General features: G+C 65.9%; 17 protein-coding genes. 4 read left to right on the top strand and 13 right to left on the bottom strand.

The features are described 5' to 3' along the window. Positions 1-9 precede the first annotated feature (9 nt). The 8 genes from Q7O19_RS01500 to Q7O19_RS01535 form a co-directional block, all read right to left on the bottom strand. Positions 10-915 (bottom strand): dihydrodipicolinate synthase family protein, encoded by a 906-nt coding sequence (locus Q7O19_RS01500; protein ID WP_303808226.1) that lies wholly within the window; start codon positions 913-915, stop codon positions 10-12. Positions 916-933: 18 nt separating this feature from the next. Further along, a complete protein-coding gene (locus Q7O19_RS01505; RefSeq protein ID WP_303808227.1) occupies positions 934-2,007 on the bottom strand; it encodes an ABC transporter ATP-binding protein in 1,074 nt (357 codons plus the stop codon). Between the two features lies 1 nt (position 2,008). Further along, positions 2,009-2,836 carry a carbohydrate ABC transporter permease gene (locus tag Q7O19_RS01510; protein ID WP_303808229.1) on the bottom strand — a complete coding sequence of 276 codons (828 nt, stop codon included), beginning with the start codon at positions 2,834-2,836 and terminating at the stop codon, positions 2,009-2,011. Continuing rightward, positions 2,833-3,741: a carbohydrate ABC transporter permease gene (locus tag Q7O19_RS01515; protein ID WP_303808231.1), complete on the bottom strand. Its 909-nt coding sequence runs from the start codon at positions 3,739-3,741 to the stop codon at positions 2,833-2,835. Before Q7O19_RS01515 ends, Q7O19_RS01510 begins: the two co-directional genes overlap by 4 nt. Then, on the bottom strand, positions 3,734-5,074 hold the full coding sequence (locus tag Q7O19_RS01520) for an ABC transporter substrate-binding protein (protein WP_303808233.1): 1,341 nt from the start codon (positions 5,072-5,074) through the stop codon (positions 3,734-3,736). Before Q7O19_RS01520 ends, Q7O19_RS01515 begins: the two co-directional genes overlap by 8 nt. 96 nt (positions 5,075-5,170) lie before the next feature. After that, the gene (locus Q7O19_RS01525) at positions 5,171-6,322 is read right to left on the bottom strand and encodes an FAD-binding oxidoreductase (protein ID WP_303808234.1); all 1,152 of its coding nucleotides are present in this window, start codon (positions 6,320-6,322) and stop codon (positions 5,171-5,173) included. Then, on the bottom strand, positions 6,319-7,992 hold the full coding sequence (locus Q7O19_RS01530; protein WP_303808236.1) for an FAD-dependent oxidoreductase: 1,674 nt from the start codon (positions 7,990-7,992) through the stop codon (positions 6,319-6,321). The genes Q7O19_RS01525 and Q7O19_RS01530 overlap by 4 nt, the downstream gene beginning before the upstream one ends. Positions 7,993-8,082: 90 nt before the next feature. After that, the gene (locus tag Q7O19_RS01535; protein ID WP_303808237.1) at positions 8,083-9,135 is read right to left on the bottom strand and encodes an ATP-NAD kinase family protein; all 1,053 of its coding nucleotides are present in this window, start codon (positions 9,133-9,135) and stop codon (positions 8,083-8,085) included. 100 nt (positions 9,136-9,235) lie between these two features. Between Q7O19_RS01535 and Q7O19_RS01540 the strand changes: the two genes are divergently transcribed. Together Q7O19_RS01540 and gcvPB are read left to right on the top strand one after the other, a co-directional pair. Next, positions 9,236-10,618, top strand: coding sequence for a hypothetical protein (locus Q7O19_RS01540; RefSeq protein ID WP_303808238.1), 1,383 nt, complete (start codon positions 9,236-9,238; stop codon positions 10,616-10,618). Beyond that, the gene (gene gcvPB, locus Q7O19_RS01545; RefSeq protein ID WP_303808240.1) at positions 10,615-12,114 is read left to right on the top strand and encodes an aminomethyl-transferring glycine dehydrogenase subunit GcvPB; all 1,500 of its coding nucleotides are present in this window, start codon (positions 10,615-10,617) and stop codon (positions 12,112-12,114) included. Before Q7O19_RS01540 ends, gcvPB begins: the two co-directional genes overlap by 4 nt. On the opposite strand, the gene Q7O19_RS01550 is transcribed toward gcvPB, so the two are convergent. Beyond that, positions 12,111-13,502, bottom strand: coding sequence for an aminotransferase (locus Q7O19_RS01550; RefSeq protein WP_303808242.1), 1,392 nt, complete (start codon positions 13,500-13,502; stop codon positions 12,111-12,113). The genes gcvPB and Q7O19_RS01550 overlap by 4 nt on opposite strands. A 244-nt stretch (positions 13,503-13,746) precedes the next feature. Here Q7O19_RS01550 and Q7O19_RS01555 point away from each other — a divergent pair, with 244 nt between their 5' ends. Both Q7O19_RS01555 and Q7O19_RS01560 read left to right on the top strand, forming a co-directional pair. Then, complete coding sequence (locus Q7O19_RS01555; RefSeq protein ID WP_303808244.1) at positions 13,747-14,523, top strand: IclR family transcriptional regulator C-terminal domain-containing protein; 777 nt, start codon at positions 13,747-13,749, stop codon at positions 14,521-14,523. 216 nt (positions 14,524-14,739) lie between these two features. Further along, positions 14,740-15,342: a glutathione S-transferase family protein gene (locus Q7O19_RS01560; RefSeq protein WP_303794484.1), complete on the top strand. Its 603-nt coding sequence runs from the start codon at positions 14,740-14,742 to the stop codon at positions 15,340-15,342. Here Q7O19_RS01560 and Q7O19_RS01565 read toward each other — a convergent pair. The 4 genes from Q7O19_RS01565 to Q7O19_RS01580 form a co-directional block, all read right to left on the bottom strand. Continuing rightward, positions 15,339-18,155 carry a TonB-dependent receptor domain-containing protein gene (locus Q7O19_RS01565; RefSeq protein WP_303808246.1) on the bottom strand — a complete coding sequence of 939 codons (2,817 nt, stop codon included), beginning with the start codon at positions 18,153-18,155 and terminating at the stop codon, positions 15,339-15,341. The genes Q7O19_RS01560 and Q7O19_RS01565 overlap by 4 nt on opposite strands. Before the next feature lie 113 nt (positions 18,156-18,268). After that, positions 18,269-18,964, bottom strand: a complete 696-nt coding sequence (locus Q7O19_RS01570; protein WP_303808247.1) for a hypothetical protein — start codon at positions 18,962-18,964, stop codon at positions 18,269-18,271. Then, on the bottom strand, positions 18,961-20,589 hold the full coding sequence (locus tag Q7O19_RS01575; RefSeq protein WP_303808249.1) for a CTP synthase: 1,629 nt from the start codon (positions 20,587-20,589) through the stop codon (positions 18,961-18,963). Before Q7O19_RS01575 ends, Q7O19_RS01570 begins: the two co-directional genes overlap by 4 nt. Before the next feature lie 80 nt (positions 20,590-20,669). After that, a complete protein-coding gene (locus Q7O19_RS01580) occupies positions 20,670-22,895 on the bottom strand; it encodes a S8 family peptidase (protein WP_303808251.1) in 2,226 nt (741 codons plus the stop codon). Positions 22,896-22,907 lie beyond the last annotated feature (12 nt).

Genomic DNA, 22,907 nt, shown 5'->3' on the forward strand with positions numbered 1-22,907 from the left:
CTCTCCTGATCACAAAAGTCCCAGCGTTTTCAGCCCGGCCTCCAGGCCCTTCAATGGCTCCCCGGCGAGCTTGCGCAGCGGCCGGCGCGGCGTGCCGCCACCGGGCAGGCCCAGCATGTCCATCGCCGCCTTGGTGGCCGGATACAGCGTGCGGCCCTCGCTGGTGAACAGATCGGTGAGCCGGCGGCCCATCGCCTGCAGGTCGGCCGCTTTCTCGGTCTCGCCGGCCTTGGCGGCAAAATAGAGATCGAGCCCGCCGCGCTGCCAGACGTTGGGGAAGCAATCGATGGTGCCATCCGCCCCCAGCTGCACCGCCGGCACGCCGAACACCGATGATGGCCCGCAGAACACCCGCAGCCGTTCGTGCACCGCCAGATGAGTGCCGTAATAATTGTTCCAGTCGCCCGAACTTTCCTTAATCGCCACCACGCGTTCCAGATCGGCCAGCCGTGCGGCCAGCGCGGGCGTGATCGCGTTCACCGCGTTGCCGGGGATATTGTAGAGCACCACCGGCAGGCCAATTTCGCCCGTCACATCGGCGAAATGGGCGTAAATCTCGTCGTCCGACAATTTCACGAAATAGGGCGGAAGGATCAGCGCACCATCGCAGCCGGCGGCTTCAGCATGGCGGGTCAGCGCCACGGTTTCCTCCACCGAAACGGCGCCAGTGCCGGCGATCAGCGTCACGCGGCCGGCAATCGCCTCGTATGCCACGTCGAACAAGCGCTTGCGCTCCTCGTGGCTCAGCGCCCAGAATTCACCCGTACAGCCGCCCACCACGAAGCCGGTGGCGCCGGCGGCGATCAGCCCTTCCAGATTGGCAGCAAACGATGCTTCATCGATGCGGCCATCATCGTGAAAGGGCGTGGTGACCGCGGGCATCGGCCCTGACCAGTTGACGCTGTTTCTGTCCATGTCGTGCTTCCTTTTGCGTCAGCGGCCAGCCGGTTCCCACCGGCGACCGTCGCTCTTGTCAAACAGATGAATGCGCTCGCGCCGCAGATCGAAGGCGACGGTTTCGCCCACGCGCAGCGCGTTCGAACCCGGCACGCGCGCGGTGAGCGCCAGCCCGCCGGCATCGAGCGCCACGATGGTTTCGTAACCGGTCGGTTCGACCAGGCGCACCTGCGCTTGCCAAGGCCCCTCCCCCACCAACACGTCTTCGGGCCGAATGCCGACCGTCACGGCAGCGGGCCGGGCTGCGGCGGCATAGGGCAGCGCGACGGCCAGCGGGCCGACATGCACCACCAGATGCCCGCCCCCATCAGCCAGGCTGCCATCGGCCAACTCCATGGCCGGCGTGCCGATGAACCCGGCAACAAAGACATTGGCCGGGCGGTTGTAGATTTCATCCGGCGGCGCAAACTGCTGCAACTCGCCGGCGCGCATCACCGCGATGCGCGACGACATGGTCATCGCCTCCAGCTGATCGTGGGTGACATAGACCATGGTCTTGCCCAGCCGCCGGTGCAGCTCGATCAGTTCGGCGCGCATGTGGGCGCGCAGCGACGCATCAAGATTGGACAGCGGTTCATCGAGCAGGAACACGCTGGGTTCACGCACCAGCGCCCGGCCCAGCGCGACCCGTTGCTGTTGCCCGCCCGACAATTGCCCCGGCCTGCGGGCCAGCAACGGTTCCAGTTGCAGCAGCGCCGCCACTTCGGCCAGCTTGATGGCCCGATCAGCCTTGGCGACGCCGCGCTTCTTCAGCGGATAACAGATATTCTCCGCCACCGTCATGTGCGGGTAGAGGGCATAGGACTGGAACACCATGGCAGTGTCCCGCGCCGCCGGGGCCAGGTTCACCACGTCGCGGTCGCCGATCCGGATGCTGCCACTGCTCGGTTGCTCAAGCCCGGCCAGCATCCTGAGCGTGGTGCTTTTCCCGCACCCCGAAGGCCCGAGCAGCGAGACGAATTCGCCCGATTCAATCACCAGATCAAGGCCGGGAATGGCGACCGTATCGCCATAGGCCTTGCTGACCTTCTCAAAAACAACCTGCACCATATCAGCCCTTTACACCACCAGCGCCAAAGCCGCTGGTGAGATGGCGCTGGAAGAAGGCGAAGATGATGATCAGCGGCACGCTCATCAGCACCGAAGCCGCCATCAGCAAGGACCATTCGATGTTGAAGGCGGAAATCAGCATGGTCATCACGCCCGTGGTGAGCGGCCGGGCCTCGTCCGAATTCACCAGCACCAGCGCATAAAGATATTCGTTCCAGGCCAGGATGAAGGTGAACAGCGCCGTCGAAATGATCCCCGGCAGCGCCTGCGGCAGCACCACATCCACAAACGCCCCCATGCGGCTGGCACCATCGACCATGGCCGCGGATTCCAGATCCTGCGGAATGCCGGCCATGAACGAGCGCAGCAGCCACAGCGCATAGGGCAAGGCAAAGGTCGTGTAGGCGATCACCAGGCTGGCCAGCGTGTTGGCGAGCCCAATGCTGACCAGCATCAGATAGAGCGGCGAGATCAGCACAACCGACGGCAACAGATAGGTGAGCAGCACCAGGCTCGCCAGCGTTTCGCGGCCCGGATAGGCAAAGCGCACCAGGCTGTAGGCGCCCAGCACGGATATGCTGATCACCACCACCGTCGTCGATGTCGCCAGGATCATCGAATTGGCGAAATATTGCAGGAACGGCGTGTCCTGGAGGACGCGGGCATAATGTTCGAAGGTGATGGAATTGGGCAGCAGAGTGGGCGACGTTGAGAACAGCTCTGCCGCCGGCTTGACCGAGGTGATCAACATCCACAGCAGCGGAAAGGCGATCAGCAACACGATCGGCCAGGTGATGAGGCTGGCGATCCAGGCCGGACGCTTCTTCATGCCGCCGCTTTCCGCGCGCGCTGCAGATAGGCCAGCATGAACACCAGCATCACCAGCATCATCGACACGGCATAGGCCGCCGCCATGCCCATCTGGTTCAAGCCGAACGCCTGCTGGTAGACGATCAGCGGCAAGGTGCGTGTGCCGTTCACCGGCCCACCGCCGGTCATCAAATAGATGAGATCGAATTCCTTGAAATCCCACACGGTCCTCAGCAGAATCACGATGGTCAGCACGTCGCGCAGCTGCGGCAGCGTCACGTCGAAAAAGCGGCTGATCGGCCCGGCGCCGTCGATGCGGGCGGCCTCGTACAGCGCTTCAGGAATGGTTTGCAGGCGCGCCAGCACGGCGATCACCACGAAGGGGAAGAATTTCCACGCGCCCACCACCATGATGCTGAGCATGGCGTTGGGCATGGCGCCCAGCCAGTTGACCGGCGCATCGATCACGCCGGCCGCCATCAGGGCGTGGTTCACGATGCCGTAGAGATCGTTGAACAGCCAGCGCCATACCAGCACAGCGACCACGGTGGACAGGAAATAGGGAAACAGCACCAGGCTGCGCGCCAGCGACCGGAAGAGGATATTCTGGTGCAGCAGCAGCGCCATCGCGACGCCGATCACGATCTGCAGCGTGAGCGTACCCGCCGTCCAGATCGCGGTTGTCAGCAAAGCCGCCCAGAAACCGCCGCCGGTCAACAATTCGCGATAATTGGCCAGGCCCACCCAATGGCCTTCCAGCGTGGGCGTGTAGACCGACTGGAACGACAGCGCGACGGCGGAGAGCAGCGGATAGACGATGACCGCACCGAGCACCAACACCGTTGGCGCAATCAACAACAGGCCCAGCAAGGCGTCCCGCCGTTCCCGCGACAGGCCTGAACGTTGCAACGCGATGTCAGGCACGCATCAGCTCCGCCAGCCGCTTGGCCGTGGCGGCCACGGCCGGCTTGGGCGCTTCGTTGTTCAGCACCACGCGCTGCACCAGCTCGGCAATGGCGTTGCTGGCGATGATCTCGTTGGCCTTCAGGTTGGGCCGGTGCGCCGTCGTTTCCTGGCCCAGATTGTGGCCGGTTGCCGCCGTTCGCGTCATCAGATCGATTTCGGCGGGATAGCGGGCGATGAGCGTGTTGGCCTGATAACGCGGATCGGTCGGCACCGATTTCAGCACCGGCAGCACATGGCCGGGGGCGGCGTGCAGCTGCTGGATGTAGAATTCGGGCCGATACAGGGCCGCGGCAAAGGCCTTGGTCTCGGCCAGGTGCGGCGCGCCCTTGGGGATCATCAGGCAGGGGAAATCGTTGAACGTCCACGCCGGAATCGCCGCCGACATGGTGGGATAGACCATGCAGCTGATGGCATCGGCAATGGCCGGATTCTGCGCCGCCACATTGGCCAGCACCCGCCCGCCATAGATGCCAGTGGCGGTCGCCCCCGAAACGAACGCCGTCAGGCTTTCGCCCCAGCTGAAGTTGGACGCCCCCGCCGGGCAAAATTCCCGCATCGAACGGTAGAATTCCAGCGCATCATAGGTGGGCTGGCTGTTGATCGCCACGCCAAGATCGGGGGTGAAGATCTGGCCGCCGGCGCGGTGGATGAAACCGATGAAGATCAGCGAGGTCATCGCGTTCATGCCATAGGGCAGCGCCGCACCATAGAGGCCCGGCTTCTGCATCAGCTGGCAGGCGCGGCGCAGTTCGTCCCAGGTTTTCGGCGGTGCTGCAATGCCGGCCGCCTGCAACAGGTCCTTGCGGTACCACAGCATGTCCACCGCGGTATTGCCGATGGCGAGCGCGCAATGCTGATTGTCGGCGGTGCGATAAATGTCGTTGGTTCCATCCAGGAACTGCGCGCTGCCAATGGCCTTGATCACGTCGTCAACCGGCTCCAGCAGGCCTTCGGCATAGTAATTCTGCGCTGCAAACGACGGCAGGTGGGTGACGATGTTGGGCAGTTGCTTGGCGGCAAAGGCCGCCGCAAACTGGGCGGGATAGCCTTCATCGGATGTTGGCTCGAACACCACCCTGATGGCAGGATTGGCCGCTTCAAAAGCGGCGATGCGCGCCTTGTAGCTTTTCAGCTGATCGGGCGCGGCCTGCGGGGACCACCAGCGCAAGGTGGTACGGTTGTCGCTGGCGCCGCAACCGCTCAAGACCGCGGCCGCACCGGTGCCGGCCAGCACGCCCAGCGCGGTGCGGCGCGTGATTTTTGAGGGCAAGTGGCCGCGCTCAGGCTCCATCAAATCACCCAAGATGGCCCCCCAAAGTTGTTCGCAATGCGCCCATGTGTTCACTATGAGCAGGTGACTCGGGCTTCGCAAGGTCCAATCTCGCCGTCATTCAAAGCGCTCTGGCCGGAAGGGCGATATGTCTTCGCCGGGTTTGCGGCCCAGCATGACATCGGCCACCAGCCGCGCCGACAACGGCCCCAGCGTATAGCCGGCATCGCCCGGAATGGCGACAAACAACCCCGGAATGGCCGGCACCGCGCCCAACACGCCCATCCCGTCCACCGATGTGTTGAGGCCGGCCCAAGTGCGGATGATCCGCAAATTTCCGATGCTTGGCACGATATGCTGCGCCAGGCTGGCATTGGCGATCAGGCTGGCAAGCTCCACCTCGGCATGGCCGCCGGGCACATCCTGCCGCGCCGGCCAACCGCCGCCGATGACGATCTGGCCGGTGCCGAACTGCTTCAGGGTGATCATGCGGTCTGCGTGCTGGACCAGGTGGCCGATCAGCGGCGCGGTCGCTTCGGTGATGTTCATGTGCAGCGGTTCCGCCACGGCCGGGATGCTTATCGGCGGATAAAGGGCGGCCGCCAGCAGGCGGGTGCCAGACCCGGCGGCCAGCACCACCCGGCCTGCCGTCACGGTGCCGCGCGTGGTGGTGACGGCAAAGCCGGTGCCTGACCGGGCGATGGCGGCAACGCTCACCCCCTCGGCCAGCACGACACCGCGCGCCAATATCCAGGCGCGGATGGCGGCATTGCACAACAGCGGATTGAGCTTGCCTTCATTGGCGCACAGTTCCGCCCCCACGATTCCCGGCCCGAAATAGGGCGCAATCGCATCCAGCTGCGCCCGATCGAGAATCTCCACATCCAGGCCCAGCCGGCGTTCGCGCGCTGCCTTCAGGGCCAGGAAATCCAGCTGGGCCTGGCTTTCCGCCACCATCAGGCCGCCGGTCATCTTCAGATCGAAATCGGCGTTCAGGCTGCTGGCCAGTTCACGCCAGAACGCCACCGCTTTGGGGTAGAGCGGCAGCTGCAGTTCCATGTTGGGCACGTTTTCCGGGTAGAGGCGCATGAAGCGGCTCTGCATCTGCACGTGCAGGCTGCCGGCGTTGGCGGACGATCCGGCGCCACGCCCTTCATCCACCACCAGCACGTCCTGGCCTTCATCGGCCAGAAAGCCCGCGACGCAGGCGCCGACGACACCGCCGCCGATCACGACCGTGCCAATCGCGGTTGGCAGAGCGTCGCTCAAGACTTGCCCGCCAGATCGCGAATGGTCACCGGCCGGAACGGCGGGCGCGGGGCAAAGCCGGACGTTTCATCGGGCGCCTTGCCCGTGGCTTCCTGGATCAGCGCCTCCAGCAGCGGCCGGCAATAACGGCCCTGGCAAGGACCCATGCCGATCCGCGTGGCGCGCTTGACCGACCCGGCGTCGTTCAGCCCCTCGGCTAGCGCGGCCCGCGCCGCGCCGAACCGCACCTCTTCGCAGCGGCAGATCATCGTGTCGTCGGGCACCTGCGCGATGGCCAGCGCCGGCGCGCGATACACGTTCCACAGCGCCTGCTGGAACCGACGGTGGCGCTGCGCCGCCGACGCGGCCCGCTGTCGATCCCGTGCCAGTTCCTTACCGATGGCATGGCCAAGCCCGGCCGCCGCCGCCAGGCCGGCCAGCGTGCCATCCGCCGCCGCCACCCGCGCGCCGCCCAGCCCGGTACAATCACCCAGCGCATAAACACCGGCCACGCTGGTCTGGCCGTCACTGCCCCGAACCGTCACCAGCCGCGTGCCATCATGTTCATGGCGGCACCCCAGCGCGCGGAGCAATTCATTCGAGGGTTCAAAGCCATAGCCCAGGCACAGCACATCGGCTTCCAGCACGCGCGTCGCGCCATCGCCGGCCAACGTGACCCGCAACCCCGATGGCCCCTGCTCGACGGCGGAGACCACCATATCGTGCAGCATCGGCACCCCGCCCGTCATGCAGCGCCACTGATAGGCAAGTCCCTGCGCCACCAGCCCTGGCGATGCCATCGCCATCGCCGCCACGGCCGCCGGCGCACGCGTGGCGGGGCCAGCGGCTTCGACAACCGCCACGACCTCCGCCCCGCCGCCGCGCAGTTCAGCCGCCAGCTGCAGATTGAGCGGGCCATTGCCGGCGATCAGCACGCGCTGGCCAGGCAGGCGGCGGGCGGTGCGCCACAAGGTCTGTGCAGCACCCGTGGTCATCACGCCGGGCAGTTCCCAGCCTGGCACCGGCCAGGCGCGTTCATAGGCCCCGGTCGCGACCACGACAGCGCGCGGCAGGTAACGCCTGGTCTCGCCGGTGTCAGACGTGGCGGCAAATTCGAGCCGTTGGAACGCGCCCCACACGCTCACCCCGCTGCGGATCACCACACCGGCGGCGCGCGCCTGTGCCACCAGCGCCAGGCCTTCGCGATGCTGGGCATCGGGCGGCGCGATATCGTCGCCGGCAACGGCAACCGGCTTGAAATACTGGCCGCCGGGTGAACGCCGCTCATCCAGCACCACCACCTCGGCGCCGGCCTTGCGCGCGGCGATCGCCGCCGAAAGCCCGCCCGGCCCGGCGCCGATCACCAGCAGTTCGGGGCGCTCGACAGCCAGTTCCTCGATGGTGGCTGGCGGCAGCGCGTCGCTCACCGGCGCCAGTGCCGCGCCGTGGCGCTGCCGCCGGATCGACAAGGGCCGATCAACCACGGTCATGCAGGCCCGCTTGCCCGGCACGCCATCCACTTCAACCAGGCAATCCTGGCACACGCCCATGCCGCAAAAAACGCCGCGTTCGGCCGTGCTGCGCGTGACCCTAAAGCCCCGGATGCCGTGCGCGGTCAGCGCCGCCGCCACGCTTTCGCCAGCGCGTGCTGCGACCTGTTCGCCTTCAAAGTTGATCACAAAACCGCTCATCACCGCTCTTCTGTCAGGCCCGAACCCGGCGCATCGCCGTGGCCGAAGCGCACGCTACAGCCGGCGGCCGCTGTGGCAAGCTTTGCCAGCTCATGCGGCATCAATGCGCATCATCATGGCCTGGCGCGACCCGGTGCGCACCTGCACATAACCCGCCAGCCGGGCATCGAGCGCTGCATCGCCCGTGTCCACCAGCAGCGCCGGCCGCGGCAATGCTGCCAGCTTGGCGGCCGACGCGATGATAATGGGCGGCCACTGCACGCGGGCAAGCACGTCCGGCCCTAATTGCTGGTTGCCGCGCCCCAACAGAAAGCCCTGCCCGCCCACCACGCCCAGCACCAGCAGCGCCCCACCGGGCTGCTCCAGCAATTGCGCCTGCGTGGCGTTTTCGATCAGCAACGCGCCACCGGCAAACACGTCAACGCCCAGCATTGTGCCTTTGCCCGCCAGCGCCATTTTCAGGCTGTGCATGGTGAGGCCGGGGCCGATCAGGCACAAGGGCGCTGCGCGCACCATGGCCGCAACCTCGGCAATCGCGCCCGCCAGCGCCGCATCGGCATCAGCGCGGGCCGCCTTGGCGGCCTGACGGGAAGCAAGGTCCAGCACCTTCAATGTGCCATAGAGGCGGATATCGCCGGCCGCGTCGCGATCGATCACCTCTGCGTCCACCATGTCGATCAGGGGGCCGCACATGGCCTTGCCCAGCATCGCCGCCGCCGCGCCCGGCGAGGTGGCAAACACGCTGGAATGCATCTTCACACCAGCGGGCACACCCAGCACCGGCACATCCGGCTGGGCGGCCAGCACGTCCCGCGCAGTGCCATCGCCGCCCACGAAGATGATCAGTTGCGCGCCGGCCGCCAGGCAGGCCTCCACGCAAGCGGTTGTATCGGCGCCGGTGGGATAGCCTTTCGGCTTTTGCACGACTGTGGGCGCAAAGCCCGCTGCGATGGCGATAGCCTCCCCCATGGCGCCGCTGCCCGTAAGCAGGCGTGCGCCTGTGCCGGCCAGCCCCTTCAGCGCCAATGCCGCCCGCGCCGCCGCCCAGCCAACTGCGGCATTCAGGCCCAGCCCGTCGCTGCCCTTCAGGGCCAGCGGGCCGCCGGCACCGGCCAACGGGTTGACAATAAAGCCAAGGCGCACGCAGTGTTCCTGTTGTTCGCAAGGGCGATATGGTGTGCGCTGTCAGCACAATCTGGCAAGCGGTTTCACGATCCGCCGAACATTTCTTGAAGGTTTTCCGATGGCTCAATCGCGTGCGCATCCGTTCATGCCCAATTCGGCAGCGGCCGGCAAAGCGGCTCTGCTTGGCGAACTGGGGCTGACCGGCACCGAGCCCTTGTTTGCCCAGATCCCCGCCGCGCACCGCCTGCAGGCCTTGCCCGATCTGCCGCCGGCGATGACCAGCGAGGTGGAACTTTCCCGGCACCTCAATGCCCTGCTCGACCGCAATCGCCCGGCGGGCGACGACCTGTCGTTCCTGGGCGGCGGCATCTGGCAGCATCATGTGCCCGCCGTGGTGGACGAGATCGTGGGCCGAGCCGAATTCCTGACCCCGGTGTGGGGCACGCCGAGCAGCGATTTCGGCCGCAACCAGGTGTGGTGGGAATTCACGAGCCAGCTGGGCGCGCTGCTGGGCTTGGAGCTGGTGGGCCTGCCGGTTTACAGCTGGGGGGCGGCTGCCGGCCACGCTTTCCGGATGGCGGCGCGGCTGACGGGGCGTACCCGCATCATCTTGCCGGCAGCGATCAGCCCGGAACGGCTGGCAGTGATTGAGGGCTATGCCCGCAGCGCCGATCCGGCGATGCGATTGGAACTGGTGCCGGCGCCGTGCGATGCCACTGGGCGCCTCGATCTTGCCGCCGTGGCAGCGCTGGCCGACGCGAACACCGCCGCCATCTATTATGAAAACCCGGCCTATCTGGGTGGCCTTGAAACAGGTGCGGCCGAACTGGCTGCCATTGCCGCCCGCGTTGGCGCTGAAACCATCGCCGGCGTCGATCCCATCAGCCTTGGGGTGATTGCGCCGCCGGGCGAACTGGGCGTGGATATCGCGGTGGGCACCATCCAGACGCTGGGCGTGCACATGCACGCCGGCGGCGGCCTGGGCGGCTTCATCGCCACCCGCGACGAGGCCCGTTATGCCGCCGAGTATCCCACCCTTCTGAACAGCCTGACCACCACCGTGGACGGCCAGCTGGCCTTTGGCCTGATGCTGTTCCACCAATCCAGCTATGGCAGCCGCGAGCTGGGCAAGGACTGGACCGGCAACAGCACCTATCTGTGGGCCGTTGCCGCCGCCACTTACATGGCGTTGCTGGGCCCGGCCGGCTTTGCCGAGATCGGCCATCTGATCCTGGCCCGCACCCGATTTGCCGCGGAAACGCTGGCCGGTGTGAATGGTGTGAAGGTCGCTGGAACGGGCGGACAGTTCCGCGAGCTTCTGTTGGATTTTTCCGCCAGCGGGCGCCGCGTTGACGCCATCAACCGGGCGCTGCTCGATCGGCACGGGATCTTCGGCGGCATCGAGATCACCCTGAACCGCGCGCTGTTCGCGTTCACCGAATGCCACAGCGAGGCTGACATAATGGCCCTCGCTGATGCCCTGCGGGAGGTGTTGTCATGAGCTTGCGGCGTTATCATGCGGCCCGCTGGGACGAGCCGCTCATCCACCAGATCGGCGCGCCCGGCCGGCGCGGCCAGCATTTCCCGCTGGCCGACAGCACTGGCCTGGTGCCGGCCGGGCTGCAGCGAACATCCCCGCCCGACCTGCCCGAACTGAGCGAGCCCGAAGTGCTCAACCATTTCCTGCGGCTCAGCCAGGAAACCATGGGCATGATCGGCGTCAGCCTGTTTGGCACCTGCACGATGAAATATAATCCGCGCGTTGGCGAACAGGCGGCGCGGCGGCTGGCGGGCGTGCATCCGGCCCAGCCGGCAGAGACGATGCAGGGGATGCTGGCCGCCGTGCACGGGCTTGATCTGATGCTGCGCAGCCTGTCGGGCATGGACCGCTTCACCTTCCAGGCCGCCGGCGGCGCCGACGCGGCGTGGACGCAGGCCGTGATCACCCGGGCCTTTCATGCGGCGCGTGGGCAAAGGCAGCAGCGCACGAAGATCATCACCAGCCTGCAAAGCCACCCCTGCAACCCCGCGACGGCCGCGACCGCCGGTTTCGAGGTGATCACCCTGCCACTGGGCGAAAACGGTTACCCGTCGCTCGATATGCTGAAAGCCGCGCTTGGCCCCGACACCGCCGCGCTGATGATCAACAATCCCGACGACATGGGGGTGTACAACCCAGAGATCATGGAGTGGGTGCGCCTGGTCAAGCAGGCCGGCGCATTGGCCTTTTATGATCATGCCAATTTCAACGGCGTGATGACCAAGATCCGCGCCCGCGATCTGGGTTTCGATGCCTGCATGTTCATGCTGCACAAGACGTTCGGAGTCTCAAAGGGCGGCGGCGGCCCGGCGGTGGGCGCCTATGGCTGCACCGCCGAACTGGCGCCGTTCATGCCCGGCCCGCTGGTGGTGGAGGACAGCGGTACTTACCGGCTGGAAACACCGCCGCAACAGGCCGCCAAGGTGCGCGAGTATCTCGGCAATCTGCAGCAGGTGTTCAAGGCCTATGCCTGGACGCAGGCGATGGGGGCCGAGGGGCTGGCCGAAGCCAGCGATCTGTCGGTGCTGCTCAACAATTATATGGAAAAGCGGCTGCTCACCCTGCGCGGCGTCACCCGCTCCCACCCCGAGCAGACCAGCCCACGGCTTGAAATGACCCGCTACAGCCTTGGCATATTGTTCGAGGACACGGGCGTGAGCGCCGTCGACGTGCAGAACCGCATGGCGGATTTCGGCATCGACGCCTTCTGGCTGAGCCACGAGCCGTGGATTGTGCCGCAGCCCTTCACGCCCGAAGCTGGCGAGATGTGGTCACGCGAGGACATTGATTACTGGATCGATGTCCTCGCCCACGTGATCGACGAAGCCTATCGCGATCCCGAACGCGTGCGTTCAGCCCCCCACAACCAGGTTGTCGCCAAGCTGTCTGACCGGGACATCAACGACCCAGCCAACTGGGCCACAACCTGGGCTGCGTGGCAACGGAAACAGGGCTAGCGGCCCAACTCTTTCGCCACTTCGTCGGCCGCATCACGGAAGGCCATGACCGCCTTGTCGATCTCGGCGCGCGAGATGACGAACGGCGGCGAGAAGGCAACGGCGTCGGATGACGGCAAGGCACGGCCGATGACGCCGCGGGCCAGCGCGCCCTTGACGATCCGCGGTGCCACCTTCAGCGCCGGATCGAACGCCACCGGGCCGCTGTCTTCAATGCGATCAACGAATTCAACAGCGGCGATCAACGCCTGCCCACGCACTTCGCCCACGAGGCTGTGACCAACGAACGCCTCGCGCAGCCGCGCCTGAAGATAGGTGCCCGTCTCAGCCGCCTTTGCGACCAGTCCTTCGGATTCGATGATGTCGAGGTTGGCCAGCGCGGCCGCGGCACCAACCGGGTGGCTGGAATAGGTATAGCCGTGGCCGAAGGCGCCATATTGCTCGCCGCCGGCCACAAGCACATCCCACACGCGCTGCGAAACGATGCAGGCCGACAAGGGGAAATAGGCCGAAGTCAGCCCCTTGGCGACCGTCATCATGTCGGGCGCGATGCCAAAGACCGTCGAGCCGAACATCTGGCCCAGGCGGCCGAACCCGCAGATCACTTCATCGGCGATGAGCAGGATGTCGTGCTGGCGCAGGATCGCCTGCACGGCCTCGTAATAGCCCGCTGGCGGCGCGATCACGCCGCCCGCGCCCATCAACGGCTCCATAATCATCGCGGCAATCGTGTCGGCGCCTTCGGCCGCGATCAGTGCTTCCAGATCGGCCACCAGCTTGGCGGTGAATTCGGCATCGGTCAGGCCATGGCCTTCCCACAGCCGGCGCGGCGCCATGGCGTGGCGGATCATCGGCAGCGGCAGATCGAACCCTGCATGCAGGCCGGGCAGGCCGGTCATGCCCGCTGTCATGATGGTGACACCATGATAGCCGCGCTGGCGGGCGATGATCTTCTTCTTCTGCGGCCGGCCCAGGATGTTGTTGTAATACCAGGCCAGTTTGACCTGCGTGTCGTTGGCGTCGGACCCGCTGTTGCCATAGAACACACGCGCCATGCCGGGGGGCGCCATCTCGATCAGGCGCTGGGACAGGATGGCCGGCGTGTCGCTGGTCATGCCCGAAAACGCATGGCAATAGCTGAGGCGGGCAGATTGTGCGGCCATCGCCTCGCCAATCTCGGTGCGGCCATAGCCGACATTCACGCACCACAGGCCAGCCATCGCATCGACATATTCGCGGCCTGTCGTGTCGGTCAGACGGGCGCCGGCTCCATGGGTGAGCACGAACGCAGCGCCATCGCGCTGGTGATCCGCCAGCGAGGTGAAAGGATGGAAGACATAACGGCGATCCAGGTCGTGCACGTCTTCGGGGGTGTTGCGGATACTCATGTCGACTCCGTGATTGCTTGCGCCGCTGATACGCCAATCTGTTGCCTATCTCCAAAACCATGGCAAGTTTGTTCGCAAGGCGACCGCATGTACGCTCGGAAACCGGGCTGGTTCGTGCCATAATAAGCCGGGGGGCTTGGTCGTGGTGGAACCAACGGCAGCTTCCGGATACGAAATTTCTGTGCATCGGCGGCGTTTCATCGCTAGGGTGCGGCGCAACCAAGAGGTAAAAGACGGGACAGTAATGACCGCAGCCGACACCAACGACATCAGCGACCGTGACTATGTGAACTCGCTGGCGCGCGGTCTCGAGGTGATCTGCGCCTTCACCCGCACGCGTCCGCGCATGACCTTGAGCCAGATCGCCCGCGCCACCGGTATGACGCGCGCCACCGTGCGGCGTTTCCTGCTGACGCTGGTGCGCGAAGGTTATGCCGAAAAGGACGACAATGTGTTCAGCCTCAAGCCCAAGGTGCTTGAGTTGGGCTATTCGGCGCTGTCGTCGATGGGCATCCTGGAAGTCGCGCAGCCGATCATGAACGATCTGTCCAAGGCGCTGCAGGAATCGGTGTTCTGCGCGGTGTTGACCGGCGATGATGTGACCTACATTGCCCGCACCACGTCGGATCGGCTGGTCAATGTCAGCATTTCCGTGGGCGACAGAGCACCGGCGCATGCGGTTTCAACCGGCCGGGTGCTGCTGGCCGCCGAGCCAGTGGACTCGATGCACCGCTATCTTGATCGGGTGACACTGCAACCCATCACGCCCTACACCGTCATCTCGAAGGTCAAGCTGCGCGCCGAAATCGAGAATGCACGGCTCACCGGTTATTCGATGGTCGATCAGGAACTGGAAATCGGCCTGGGTTCGATTTCGGTGCCGATCCGCAGTGCCGATGGCCGGGTGCTGGCGGCGCTGAACGTGTGCTGCCCTTCGTCCCGCACCGATCTGGACGGCATGCGCACCAAGATCCTGCCGGAATTGCTGCAGGCATCGCAGGCCATCACGCGCGGGCTCTGACCAGACCAGCAGCGAATTGCCGAGATTGTGCAGCAGGCAAAACAACAGCGTCCCCCAGCCCCACTTCACCCCTAGAAATCACAGCCATCCGGCCTAGGCGGGTGTCGAGGGCTCTGAGGTGGGCGATGTTTTCGGGCGTTGCTGGCAACCTAGGCTGCCCTTGCTGCGAACGCCCCAGCCATGCAACGTTGGCCAATCTTGTTGGGGAGACTACAGATGCTGCTCTGGTCCGCGCCTGATCCGGCGCCCAATCCGCGCCGGGTGCGGCTGTTCCTGAAGGCGAAGGGGATCAGCGTGGAGGAGCGCATGGTCTCCCTCATGGCGCGCGAGCACAAATCGGATGAAGTGGTCGCGCTGAACCCGCGCGGGCAGGTGCCGTTCCTGGAACTAGACGATGGCCGGGTGATCGCCGAAACGATCAGCATCTGCCGCTATCTGGATGAGCTCCACCCGCAGCCGCCGCTGATCGGCTCGACCCCGTTCGAACGGGCAGAGACAGACATGTGGATCCGGCGGGTGGAAACCGGGTTGGGTACGCCGGTCAGCCTGTTCTGGCAACATGGCCATCCCTACACGGCCAAGCTGATCAACCAGATTCCGGCCATGGGCGAAGCGGCCAAGGTGCAGGCTGCGGCGATGCTGGGCTGGTTTGATGGGCAGTTGGCGGCAAGCGACTGGCTGGCCGGGGAGCGGTTCACGCTGGCCGATATCGCACTGCTGTCGATCGTGGATTTTGCCGGCTGGATCGGGATCAGCCTGCCCGCCGATGCTAGCCATCTGCAGGACTGGCACCAGCGGGCAACGGCGCAAACCGCTTAGAAGAACAATTTCCGCAAGCTCAGCGTTACCGTGCGGCCGAGCGGATCAAGCTGGTCGCGCTGGAAGCCGATGGGTTCGGCGCCAAGGCGGTTCTTCACGTTGACGCGGTCGTTGAACAGATTGTCGACCCGCAAGGATACCCGGCTGCCACGTAGCCACGGCATCTTCAGCAGCACATCCTGGCGCTGGCCCAAATCGACGAACAGCCGCAGATTGGCGACGGCGCGCGGTGAGAAGAACAGATCGTCCGGCGATTGCGACGCGCCTGACGGATCGACCAGCACCGATGTACCCGATTGCCAGTTGACGCCGACGCTGCCGCCAATCCCGCGCCGGCCGCCGCCCAGCCGGGTTTCAATCTGGTGACGCGGCGCCCCGCCGGCGGAACCAACCGCTGAACCGTTCAACAGATCGAGCACCGGTACGCCAGGGCGGATGCCGATTTCGTTGCGAAAGGTCCAGGTGTGAAACACGGTGAGCTGCAGGCGGCCATCGAGGAAGCCGCGCGGCGGGCCGCCACCACCACCGCCGCCGCGGAAGCCGCCGCCAAAGCCGCCACTGGGGGGCGGTGCCGCGCCGGCAGCAGGCGGCGACGTTCCGGCAGCGGGCGGACCACCGGCGGCAGCGGGCGGGGTCGCGCCGGCAGCAGGCGGCCCACCGGCGGCACCGGGCGGGCGCTGGCCCGGCGTGAAACCATAGGGATTGCGGGCGAAGGTGCGGATTTCCGGCGGCAGCGGCTGGCCGGTGCGGAACGCCTCGACCGCTTTGGCGCGGGTTTCGGCAATGCGCTTTTCAGCGGCGGCGCGCTCGGCCTTGCCGGGCTTGAGCTGCTGAGTGAGCGTGAAGCCCCAGCGCAGTTCCTGCCGCTCCGAATAATCGAAATTCACCGGACGGTTGTCGATCTGCAACAAGCGCCCGCCGGCATCGCGGGTGAAGCGATCCGGGAAGGCGGCTTCCAGTTCCGCCGTGGCAGTGGGGAAAGACGCGATCGGATCATCGATGCACGAGTGGATATAGTTGGCGTTGAGAACAATATCAGTCTTTTCAAAGGGTTTCAGGTTGAAACCCAGCTTCCAGACCTGGCGCGTGTCGTTCAGAAGGGCGCGGTTGCCGCCGTCCAGCCGATTGATGTCCACTGTCTCGCCGCGCAGAAAATCGAACACGCGCACGTTGGGCGTGATGATGGTGGGATCGCCCAACTGGCCCACGCTGGGCGCGCCCTGTTCGCGGGTGAAGCTGGCGATGAAGCTCCAGCCGGGAGAAGGCTCCCAATTGGCGCCGGCACCCCAAGTGATCAGCGTGCCGAAATCCGACAGCGTATCAGCCGCGATATTGCCGTTGAGCGTGAACTTTCCAAGGAATGCCAGTACGCTATCGCGCGCAGACGCGATCGGCAGATCGAAATTCGCCTGGAAATTGCCCTGCGTGCGCGACAGGTTCGCGGCGCTGACCAGGCCGGCCCGGGTGGCCGAGGCATCGAGCGCCAGATGCTGCACCTGCGCCTTCAGCGCCAGCGCCAGCGGCCCCGCCGGCAACTGCAGCGGGCTGCCGTTCAGCAACAGATCGGCGCTGAGATTGTCGGAAATGCTGGTGGCACTGTCGGTGAGCGTGGAGCCGCTGAATGCACCATAAGGCGAAAGCGTGCCGGCTGTGATCTGGCTCTGCACGGCACTTACATCGCTGCCGCGTTCGATGCGGCTGCGATTTTCGGCGTGGTTCCAATTGCTGGTGAGATTCCAGCGCCACTTGCCGATAGTGCCATCGAGCACTGTGCCCAACCGGCTGTTCCAGTTATCACCAAAACGTCCAAGCGGATCAGGGGCGTAGCGATTGACCAGCACCGGGCCGCTGAACGGCGAGAAGGCGCCACCGGCCGGCAGATTGAAACTGGCGGCAGGAAGACCCTGCATGGACTCGGTCAGCGTGCGCTCGATACCGCCGGTCAGCGTGGCGCCCACCGTGCCAAGCGAGCCGGCGATGGTGCCATTCAGGCTGGTGGTGCGGCTGTCGGGCAACAGGCTGCGGAACGGACGGATATCGGTGCTATTGATCGGCGCTGCGGCGAACTGGGCCAGCGTCGGGCTGGCGACGCCGGCCGGCACGCCAAGCACGGTGCGTCCGGGGACAACCTCTGCTCCTGACAGCAGCGCCGAGACATTGCCATCGAGCGCAAACGGCCGGCTTTGAGGCGGCGTGGTGATGCGGCGCTCGGCTTCCGTCAGCATCGTGTTGATTTCAACTTCGGCTTCGATGCTGGTGCGGGTGCCATTGCGCAGACGCAGCAGGTTGACTTCCAACTCGCTGGAAAAACGCCCACCATCGGTGGGGCCGCCGATGTCGAACTCGCCGGTCCACGCCTGGAAACGTGGACGCAGCACGAAGTTGATCACCCGCTGATCGGCGCGGAAGCCGTATTTCAGCGCCACTTCCTCGGGCAGCACCTCCACGCGGGCAATTGCTTCGGGCGGGATGTTGCGGATTTCCTGAAAGCCAGACGTGCGCTTGCCGTTGAGCAGCACCGCCGGCGGGCCGCCACCCCTGCCCCGCCCCGATTGGGTTTGCGGTGCGATCTGGGCGAGGATTTCGGTGATCGAACCCGCGCCCAGCGCGCGCAGTTCCTGCGTGCCCAGGGTCAATTCCGGCTTGATATCGCCCACCACCTGGCCGGGCAGGCGCTGGGTGGAAACGGTGATGGTGTCTTCGTCTTCCGGCATGGCCTGAGCCGTTCGCGGCGCGGCGGGCGCAGGCGCTTGCTGGGCAGAGACCAGCGCAGCCGGGGCAGCCGCCAGCAACGGGACAAAACGAAGGATCACGGGGGCATTCCTGAAATCGGGGGCAGATTGATTGGGGCTGCCCCTAACCGCATAAGCGGCCAAGGAAAATCCCGTGCGGCAATGACTACGGCTGCCCCGGGGGTTTCCCCCGGTCAGATCGACAAGCGGTGATCCAGCGCCTTAACCACGACGATATCGGCCATTGGCCTGGCCAGCGCGATATGCTCCAGCCAGTTGGGGCGGTTGATGCCGTTCCAAACGGACAGTGCGAACTGGCGGGCTTCATCCTCGCTCATGTGGCGGAAGCGGGCGTAGAAGCTGCTGGGGTCGTTCGCCGCCGCGTCCCACAGGCCCATGAAGCGGGCGAGGAACCAGGCGATGATGTCGTCCTCGGCGGCATCGATGTAGATCAGCAGATCAAGCGGCGGGCGCTGGCCGCTGGCATCGGGGGCAAGGCCGAGGCCTTCGACCAGCACGACATAGGCGCCTGAAATGGTGCGGGCCGCCGCCGGATCGACGTCATAACTGGTGTGACTATAGGCCGGCACCGTCACTGCACCGTGCTTCAACCCGGCCAGCGCGGCGGCCATGGCGGCACGGTCATAGCTTTCGGGAAAGCCCTTGCGCATGGAAAGGCCTTGCGCTTCCAGCACGGCATTGGGTTTCAGAAAGCCATCGGTGGAGACGATCTCCACCTGCAGATCCGTTGGCAGCGCCTCGGCAATCTGGCGGGCCAGGGTTGTCTTGCCCACCGCCACCGATCCCGTGATGCCCACCACCAGCGTCTCGCCGAGGCGATGCCGGGCAGCGATGCGCGCCGCCAGGTCGGCGGGCGAAACCGGCGTCACACCAGCCGGCTTTGCGCGATCGCCGCTTCGATGAACCCGGCGAACAGCGGATGCGGATCGAACGGCTTAGATTTCAGTTCCGGGTGGAACTGCACGCCGATGAACCACGGATGGTCGGGTCGCTCAACCACTTCGGGTAGCAAGCCGTCGGGCGACATGCCGGAGAAGATCAGGCCTTCCTTCTCCAAGGCCGGACGGTAGGCGCCGTTGACTTCATAGCGGTGGCGATGGCGTTCCTCGATACGGGCACTGCCATAGACGCCGGCCACCACGCTATTGGCCCCCAGTTCAGCCGGATAGGCACCCAGCCGCATGGTGCCGCCCAGATCGCCGCCTTCCTGCCGCGTCTGCAAGCCTTCCGCGCTCATCCATTCGGTGATCAGGCCCACGATCGGTTCCGCAGTGGGGCCGAATTCGGTGGTGGAAGCAGCCTGAATGCCGGCCTGATTCCGCGCCGCCTCGATGCAGGCCATCTGCATCCCAAGGCAGATCCCGAAGAAGGGCACGCGCCGTTCACGGGCAAAACGCACGCTGGCGATCTTGCCTTCGCTGCCACGTTCGCCAAAGCCGCCGGGCACCAAAATGCCGTGCATCGGTTCCAACCGGGCCGCCGCATCGGCGCCTTCGAATTCCTCCGCATCCAGCCACTTGATGTTGACCTTCACCCGGTTGGCCAGCCCGCCGTGCACCAGCGCTTCGGTGAGCGATTTATAGGCGTCCTTCATGCCGGTATATTTGCCGACAACGCCGATCGTCACTTCGCCTTCAGGGTTGTCAATCCGCTCGGCAATATCCTGCCAGCGGGTAAGATCGGGGCGCGGCGCATCAGTGATGCCGAAGGCGTTCAGCACTTCGTCGTCCAGCCCTTCAGCATGATATTGCAGCGGCACTTCATAGATGCTTTCCGCATCCAGCGCCGAAATCACCGCTTCCTTGCGCACGTTGCAGAACAGGGCGATCTTGGCGCGGTCGCTTTCGGGCAACGGGTGTTCGGAGCGGCAGACCAGCACATCCGGCTGAATCCCGATGCCGCGCAGTTCGGCGACGCTGTGCTGGGTCGGCTTGGTTTTCAGCTCGCCTGCCGCCGCGATGAACGGCACCAGCGTGACGTGGATGTAGCACACGTTCGCCTTGCCCACGTCGGCAGCCATCTGGCGGATGGCCTCCAGAAAGGGCAAGCTTTCGATGTCGCCCACGGTGCCGCCGATTTCGCACAGAACGAAATCCAGGGCCTCGGTTTCGGCCTTGGCAAAGGCCTTGATGGCATCCGTCACATGCGGGATCACCTGCACGGTGGCACCCAGGAATTCGCCGCGGCGTTCGCGGGCGATGATATCGGAATAGACCCGGCCTGAAGTGATATTGTCGGTCTTGCGCGACGGTACGCCGGTGAAGCGTTCATAATGGCCAAGATCGAGATCGGTCTCTGCCCCGTCGTCGGTCACATAGACTTCGCCGTGCTGGTAGGGGCTCATCGTGCCCGGATCGACGTTGAGATAGGGATCGAACTTGCGGATGCGCACCTTGTAGCCGCGCGCCTGCAAGAGGGCCGCCAGAGAGGCGCCCATGAGCCCTTTGCCGAGCGAGGAGACCACGCCGCCGGTGATGAAAATATACCGCGTCATGGGAGAAGAGCCTTAAGCCCATATTGCAGCAGCGCGCCAGCCCCCGCGTGGCCTGCAAGGCAATTTCGCTGTGGACGAAGCTACCAGCGCCAGTGAAACCGCACCGCGGCACCATCGTCATCAGGGCTGGCAGCGATGTGGCCGGGCTGGGTGCGGTGGAACAGGCTGAACTGCAACTGGCCAGGGCCGAGCGGGAGGGCGTAGAGTGCCTCGGCTGCGGTTTCGCGCACAGATGGACCGGCGCGCACTGGATCGGCAGCGCCGAGCAGCCACAGGGGGCCAGCCAGCGCCAGCGGCCGGGTGATGGCGAGCGTGAGTGTGTCGCCGGGCGCTACAACGTCATCGAGCGCCAGCGCGGCGCTGGCGGCGTTACCGCTGAAGCGACCCGCAGCCGCGATGAGGCCGCCGCCCGCCAGATCGATCCGACTGCTGGCCCGGCGCCATTCGCCCGAAAGCCGCGCGCGCGGGCCGAGTGCCAGCCGGGCGGACAGTCCAAGGCTGGTGGTGGTGCCGCCGGCCAAGCCAAAGCCGGTCGAAAGCCGCGTGCCCAGCAGGCTGCCGCGTTCCGCATCAACCCGCAGCAGCGCCGCCAGTTCCAGCCCTGGCATCACGGCGCGCGACAGGTGGAACAGCGCGGTGGATTGCAGGGCGGCGGACTGGCGATCCTGCGCCGGCAGCACGGATTGGCCGAAACCGGCCGCCAAGGTGAAGCCACCGCCCAAGGGCTGCGAAAGCGCCGCTGCGCCCAGCGGTCGGCTGCCCAGCGGCAGGGCGGGATCAGCGGTGATGAGAGCGGTGCTGCGTCCAGACGGATCAGCCAAGGCCACCAGCCCGGCCACCGCCTGTCCATGGCCGGCGACCAGCACGGAGCCGCCGGAGAGCAAGAGGCGGACATGGCCCACCGGACTGGCCTGCCGCTGCTGACCGGAGGCGAGCGCCGCCATGGTGGCACGATCGCCGGCCCACAGTCCTCGGCTGTCGCCGAGCAGCGCGAAGGCGGTGCTGGTACCGCCGCTGCTGGTGACGGCGCTTTCCACCGGTGTGGCCAGCAGTTGCGCGGCCAACCGGCCCGGCGGGGCTGTTACAAAGCCTTGGGCCAGATGAACTGTGAAGGGCCGTCCATAACCGTCCTCGATCACCACACCGGCCAGCGCACTGGTGAGCGGCCCGCCATCGCCCAAGGCCGCGCCGAGTGAACCGCCAATGGTGATCGCCACGGGTTGCCCGCCGATGCTGCTGGCGCCCAGCGGCTGGAAGGCACGGGCGATGTTGAGCAGGCCGCGGCCATAAATCTCGTCGGTGCCGGTTGCGCCCAGATCGTCGGCAGAGCGCAGCAGGATATCGACGATCTGCGCACCCGACAGCGCCGGGAAGGCCTGCGCCAGCAGCGCCGCGGCACCGGAAACGACCGGCGCCGCCACCGACGTGCCGCTGTAGAGGAAGGTGGCACCATCCTGGTTGAAGCTGCGCAACTCCACCCCGGGCGCCACCAGATAGTTTGGTGCCAACACTCCGGCGCGGTTGGAGAAGCTGGCGATTTCATTGCTGGCGTTGACCGCGCCGACCACGATGGTGGTGGCCTGGCTGACGGCGATGAGTTGATTGGCAAAACTCTGCGGCGTGGATAGGCCTTCATTGCCAGCCGATAGCACCAATATGCTGCCAGCACTGGCCAGTTGCCCGGCGGCGGCGCGCACAGCTGCCGTGGTGGAACCCCCGCCCAACGACATGTTGACGACGCGCGCGCGGGCATCGGCCGCCGCCTGCAGACCGGCGGCAATGGCCGGGCTGGCATAGGAACAGCCCTGATCGTCGCAACTGCCCGGCGTATCGGCGCGCAAAGCCAATAATGTCGCCTGCGGGGCAACGCCGTGCATGTTCACGCCGTCGCGCGCCGCCAGCAGGATTCCGGTAACCGAGGTGCCATGACCGCGTTCATCAGCCAGCGCCCGGGCAGCGGCGACATCACGGCTGGCCGGCGAGATGCGGCCTGAAAACTCGGGCAGGGCCGGGTTCACACCGGAATCGATCACGGCAACGGTGATGCCACTGCCGGAAAAGCCGCGATCATAGGCGGCCAGTGCCTGCACCTGCACTGCGCCATTGGAACGGCGATATTCCACCGTGTCAAAGGCGCTAGGGGTGGGTGTAGGCGCCGGAGCGGGCGCGGGCGCGGGTGTGGGTGTGGGTGTGGGTGTGGGCGCCGGTGGCGGCGCGGGCACGGTGCCAACCCCGCCGCCACCAGCGCCGCCACAGCCGGCCAGCAGCAACGCCAGCGCCATGGAGGGAACAAGGCGGGATTGCATCACCACTTCAGG

The organism is Sandarakinorhabdus limnophila DSM 17366 (assembly GCF_945882885.1).
In the GTDB taxonomy this organism is placed as follows: domain Bacteria; phylum Pseudomonadota; class Alphaproteobacteria; order Sphingomonadales; family Sphingomonadaceae; genus Sandarakinorhabdus; species Sandarakinorhabdus limnophila_A.

Bases quoted from the DNA above. Each gene is read 5' to 3' on its own strand.
- Q7O19_RS01555 (WP_303808244.1), top strand. From the start codon at position 13,747: ATGACCGCAGCCGACACCAACGACATCAGCGACCGTGACTATGTGAAC.
- Q7O19_RS01580 (WP_303808251.1), bottom strand. From the start codon at position 22,895: ATGCAATCCCGCCTTGTTCCCTCCATGGCGCTGGCGTTGCTGCTGGCC.
- Q7O19_RS01550 (WP_303808242.1), bottom strand. From the start codon at position 13,502: ATGAGTATCCGCAACACCCCCGAAGACGTGCACGACCTGGATCGCCGT.
- Q7O19_RS01510 (WP_303808229.1), bottom strand. From the start codon at position 2,836: ATGAAGAAGCGTCCGGCCTGGATCGCCAGCCTCATCACCTGGCCGATC.
- Q7O19_RS01520 (WP_303808233.1), bottom strand. From the start codon at position 5,074: ATGGAGCCTGAGCGCGGCCACTTGCCCTCAAAAATCACGCGCCGCACC.
- Q7O19_RS01575 (WP_303808249.1), bottom strand. From the start codon at position 20,589: ATGACGCGGTATATTTTCATCACCGGCGGCGTGGTCTCCTCGCTCGGC.
- Q7O19_RS01540 (WP_303808238.1), top strand. From the start codon at position 9,236: ATGGCTCAATCGCGTGCGCATCCGTTCATGCCCAATTCGGCAGCGGCC.
- Q7O19_RS01505 (WP_303808227.1), bottom strand. From the start codon at position 2,007: ATGGTGCAGGTTGTTTTTGAGAAGGTCAGCAAGGCCTATGGCGATACG.
- Q7O19_RS01530 (WP_303808236.1), bottom strand. From the start codon at position 7,992: ATGAGCGGTTTTGTGATCAACTTTGAAGGCGAACAGGTCGCAGCACGC.
- Q7O19_RS01560 (WP_303794484.1), top strand. From the start codon at position 14,740: ATGCTGCTCTGGTCCGCGCCTGATCCGGCGCCCAATCCGCGCCGGGTG.
- Q7O19_RS01500 (WP_303808226.1), bottom strand. From the start codon at position 915: ATGGACAGAAACAGCGTCAACTGGTCAGGGCCGATGCCCGCGGTCACC.
- gcvPB (WP_303808240.1), top strand. From the start codon at position 10,615: ATGAGCTTGCGGCGTTATCATGCGGCCCGCTGGGACGAGCCGCTCATC.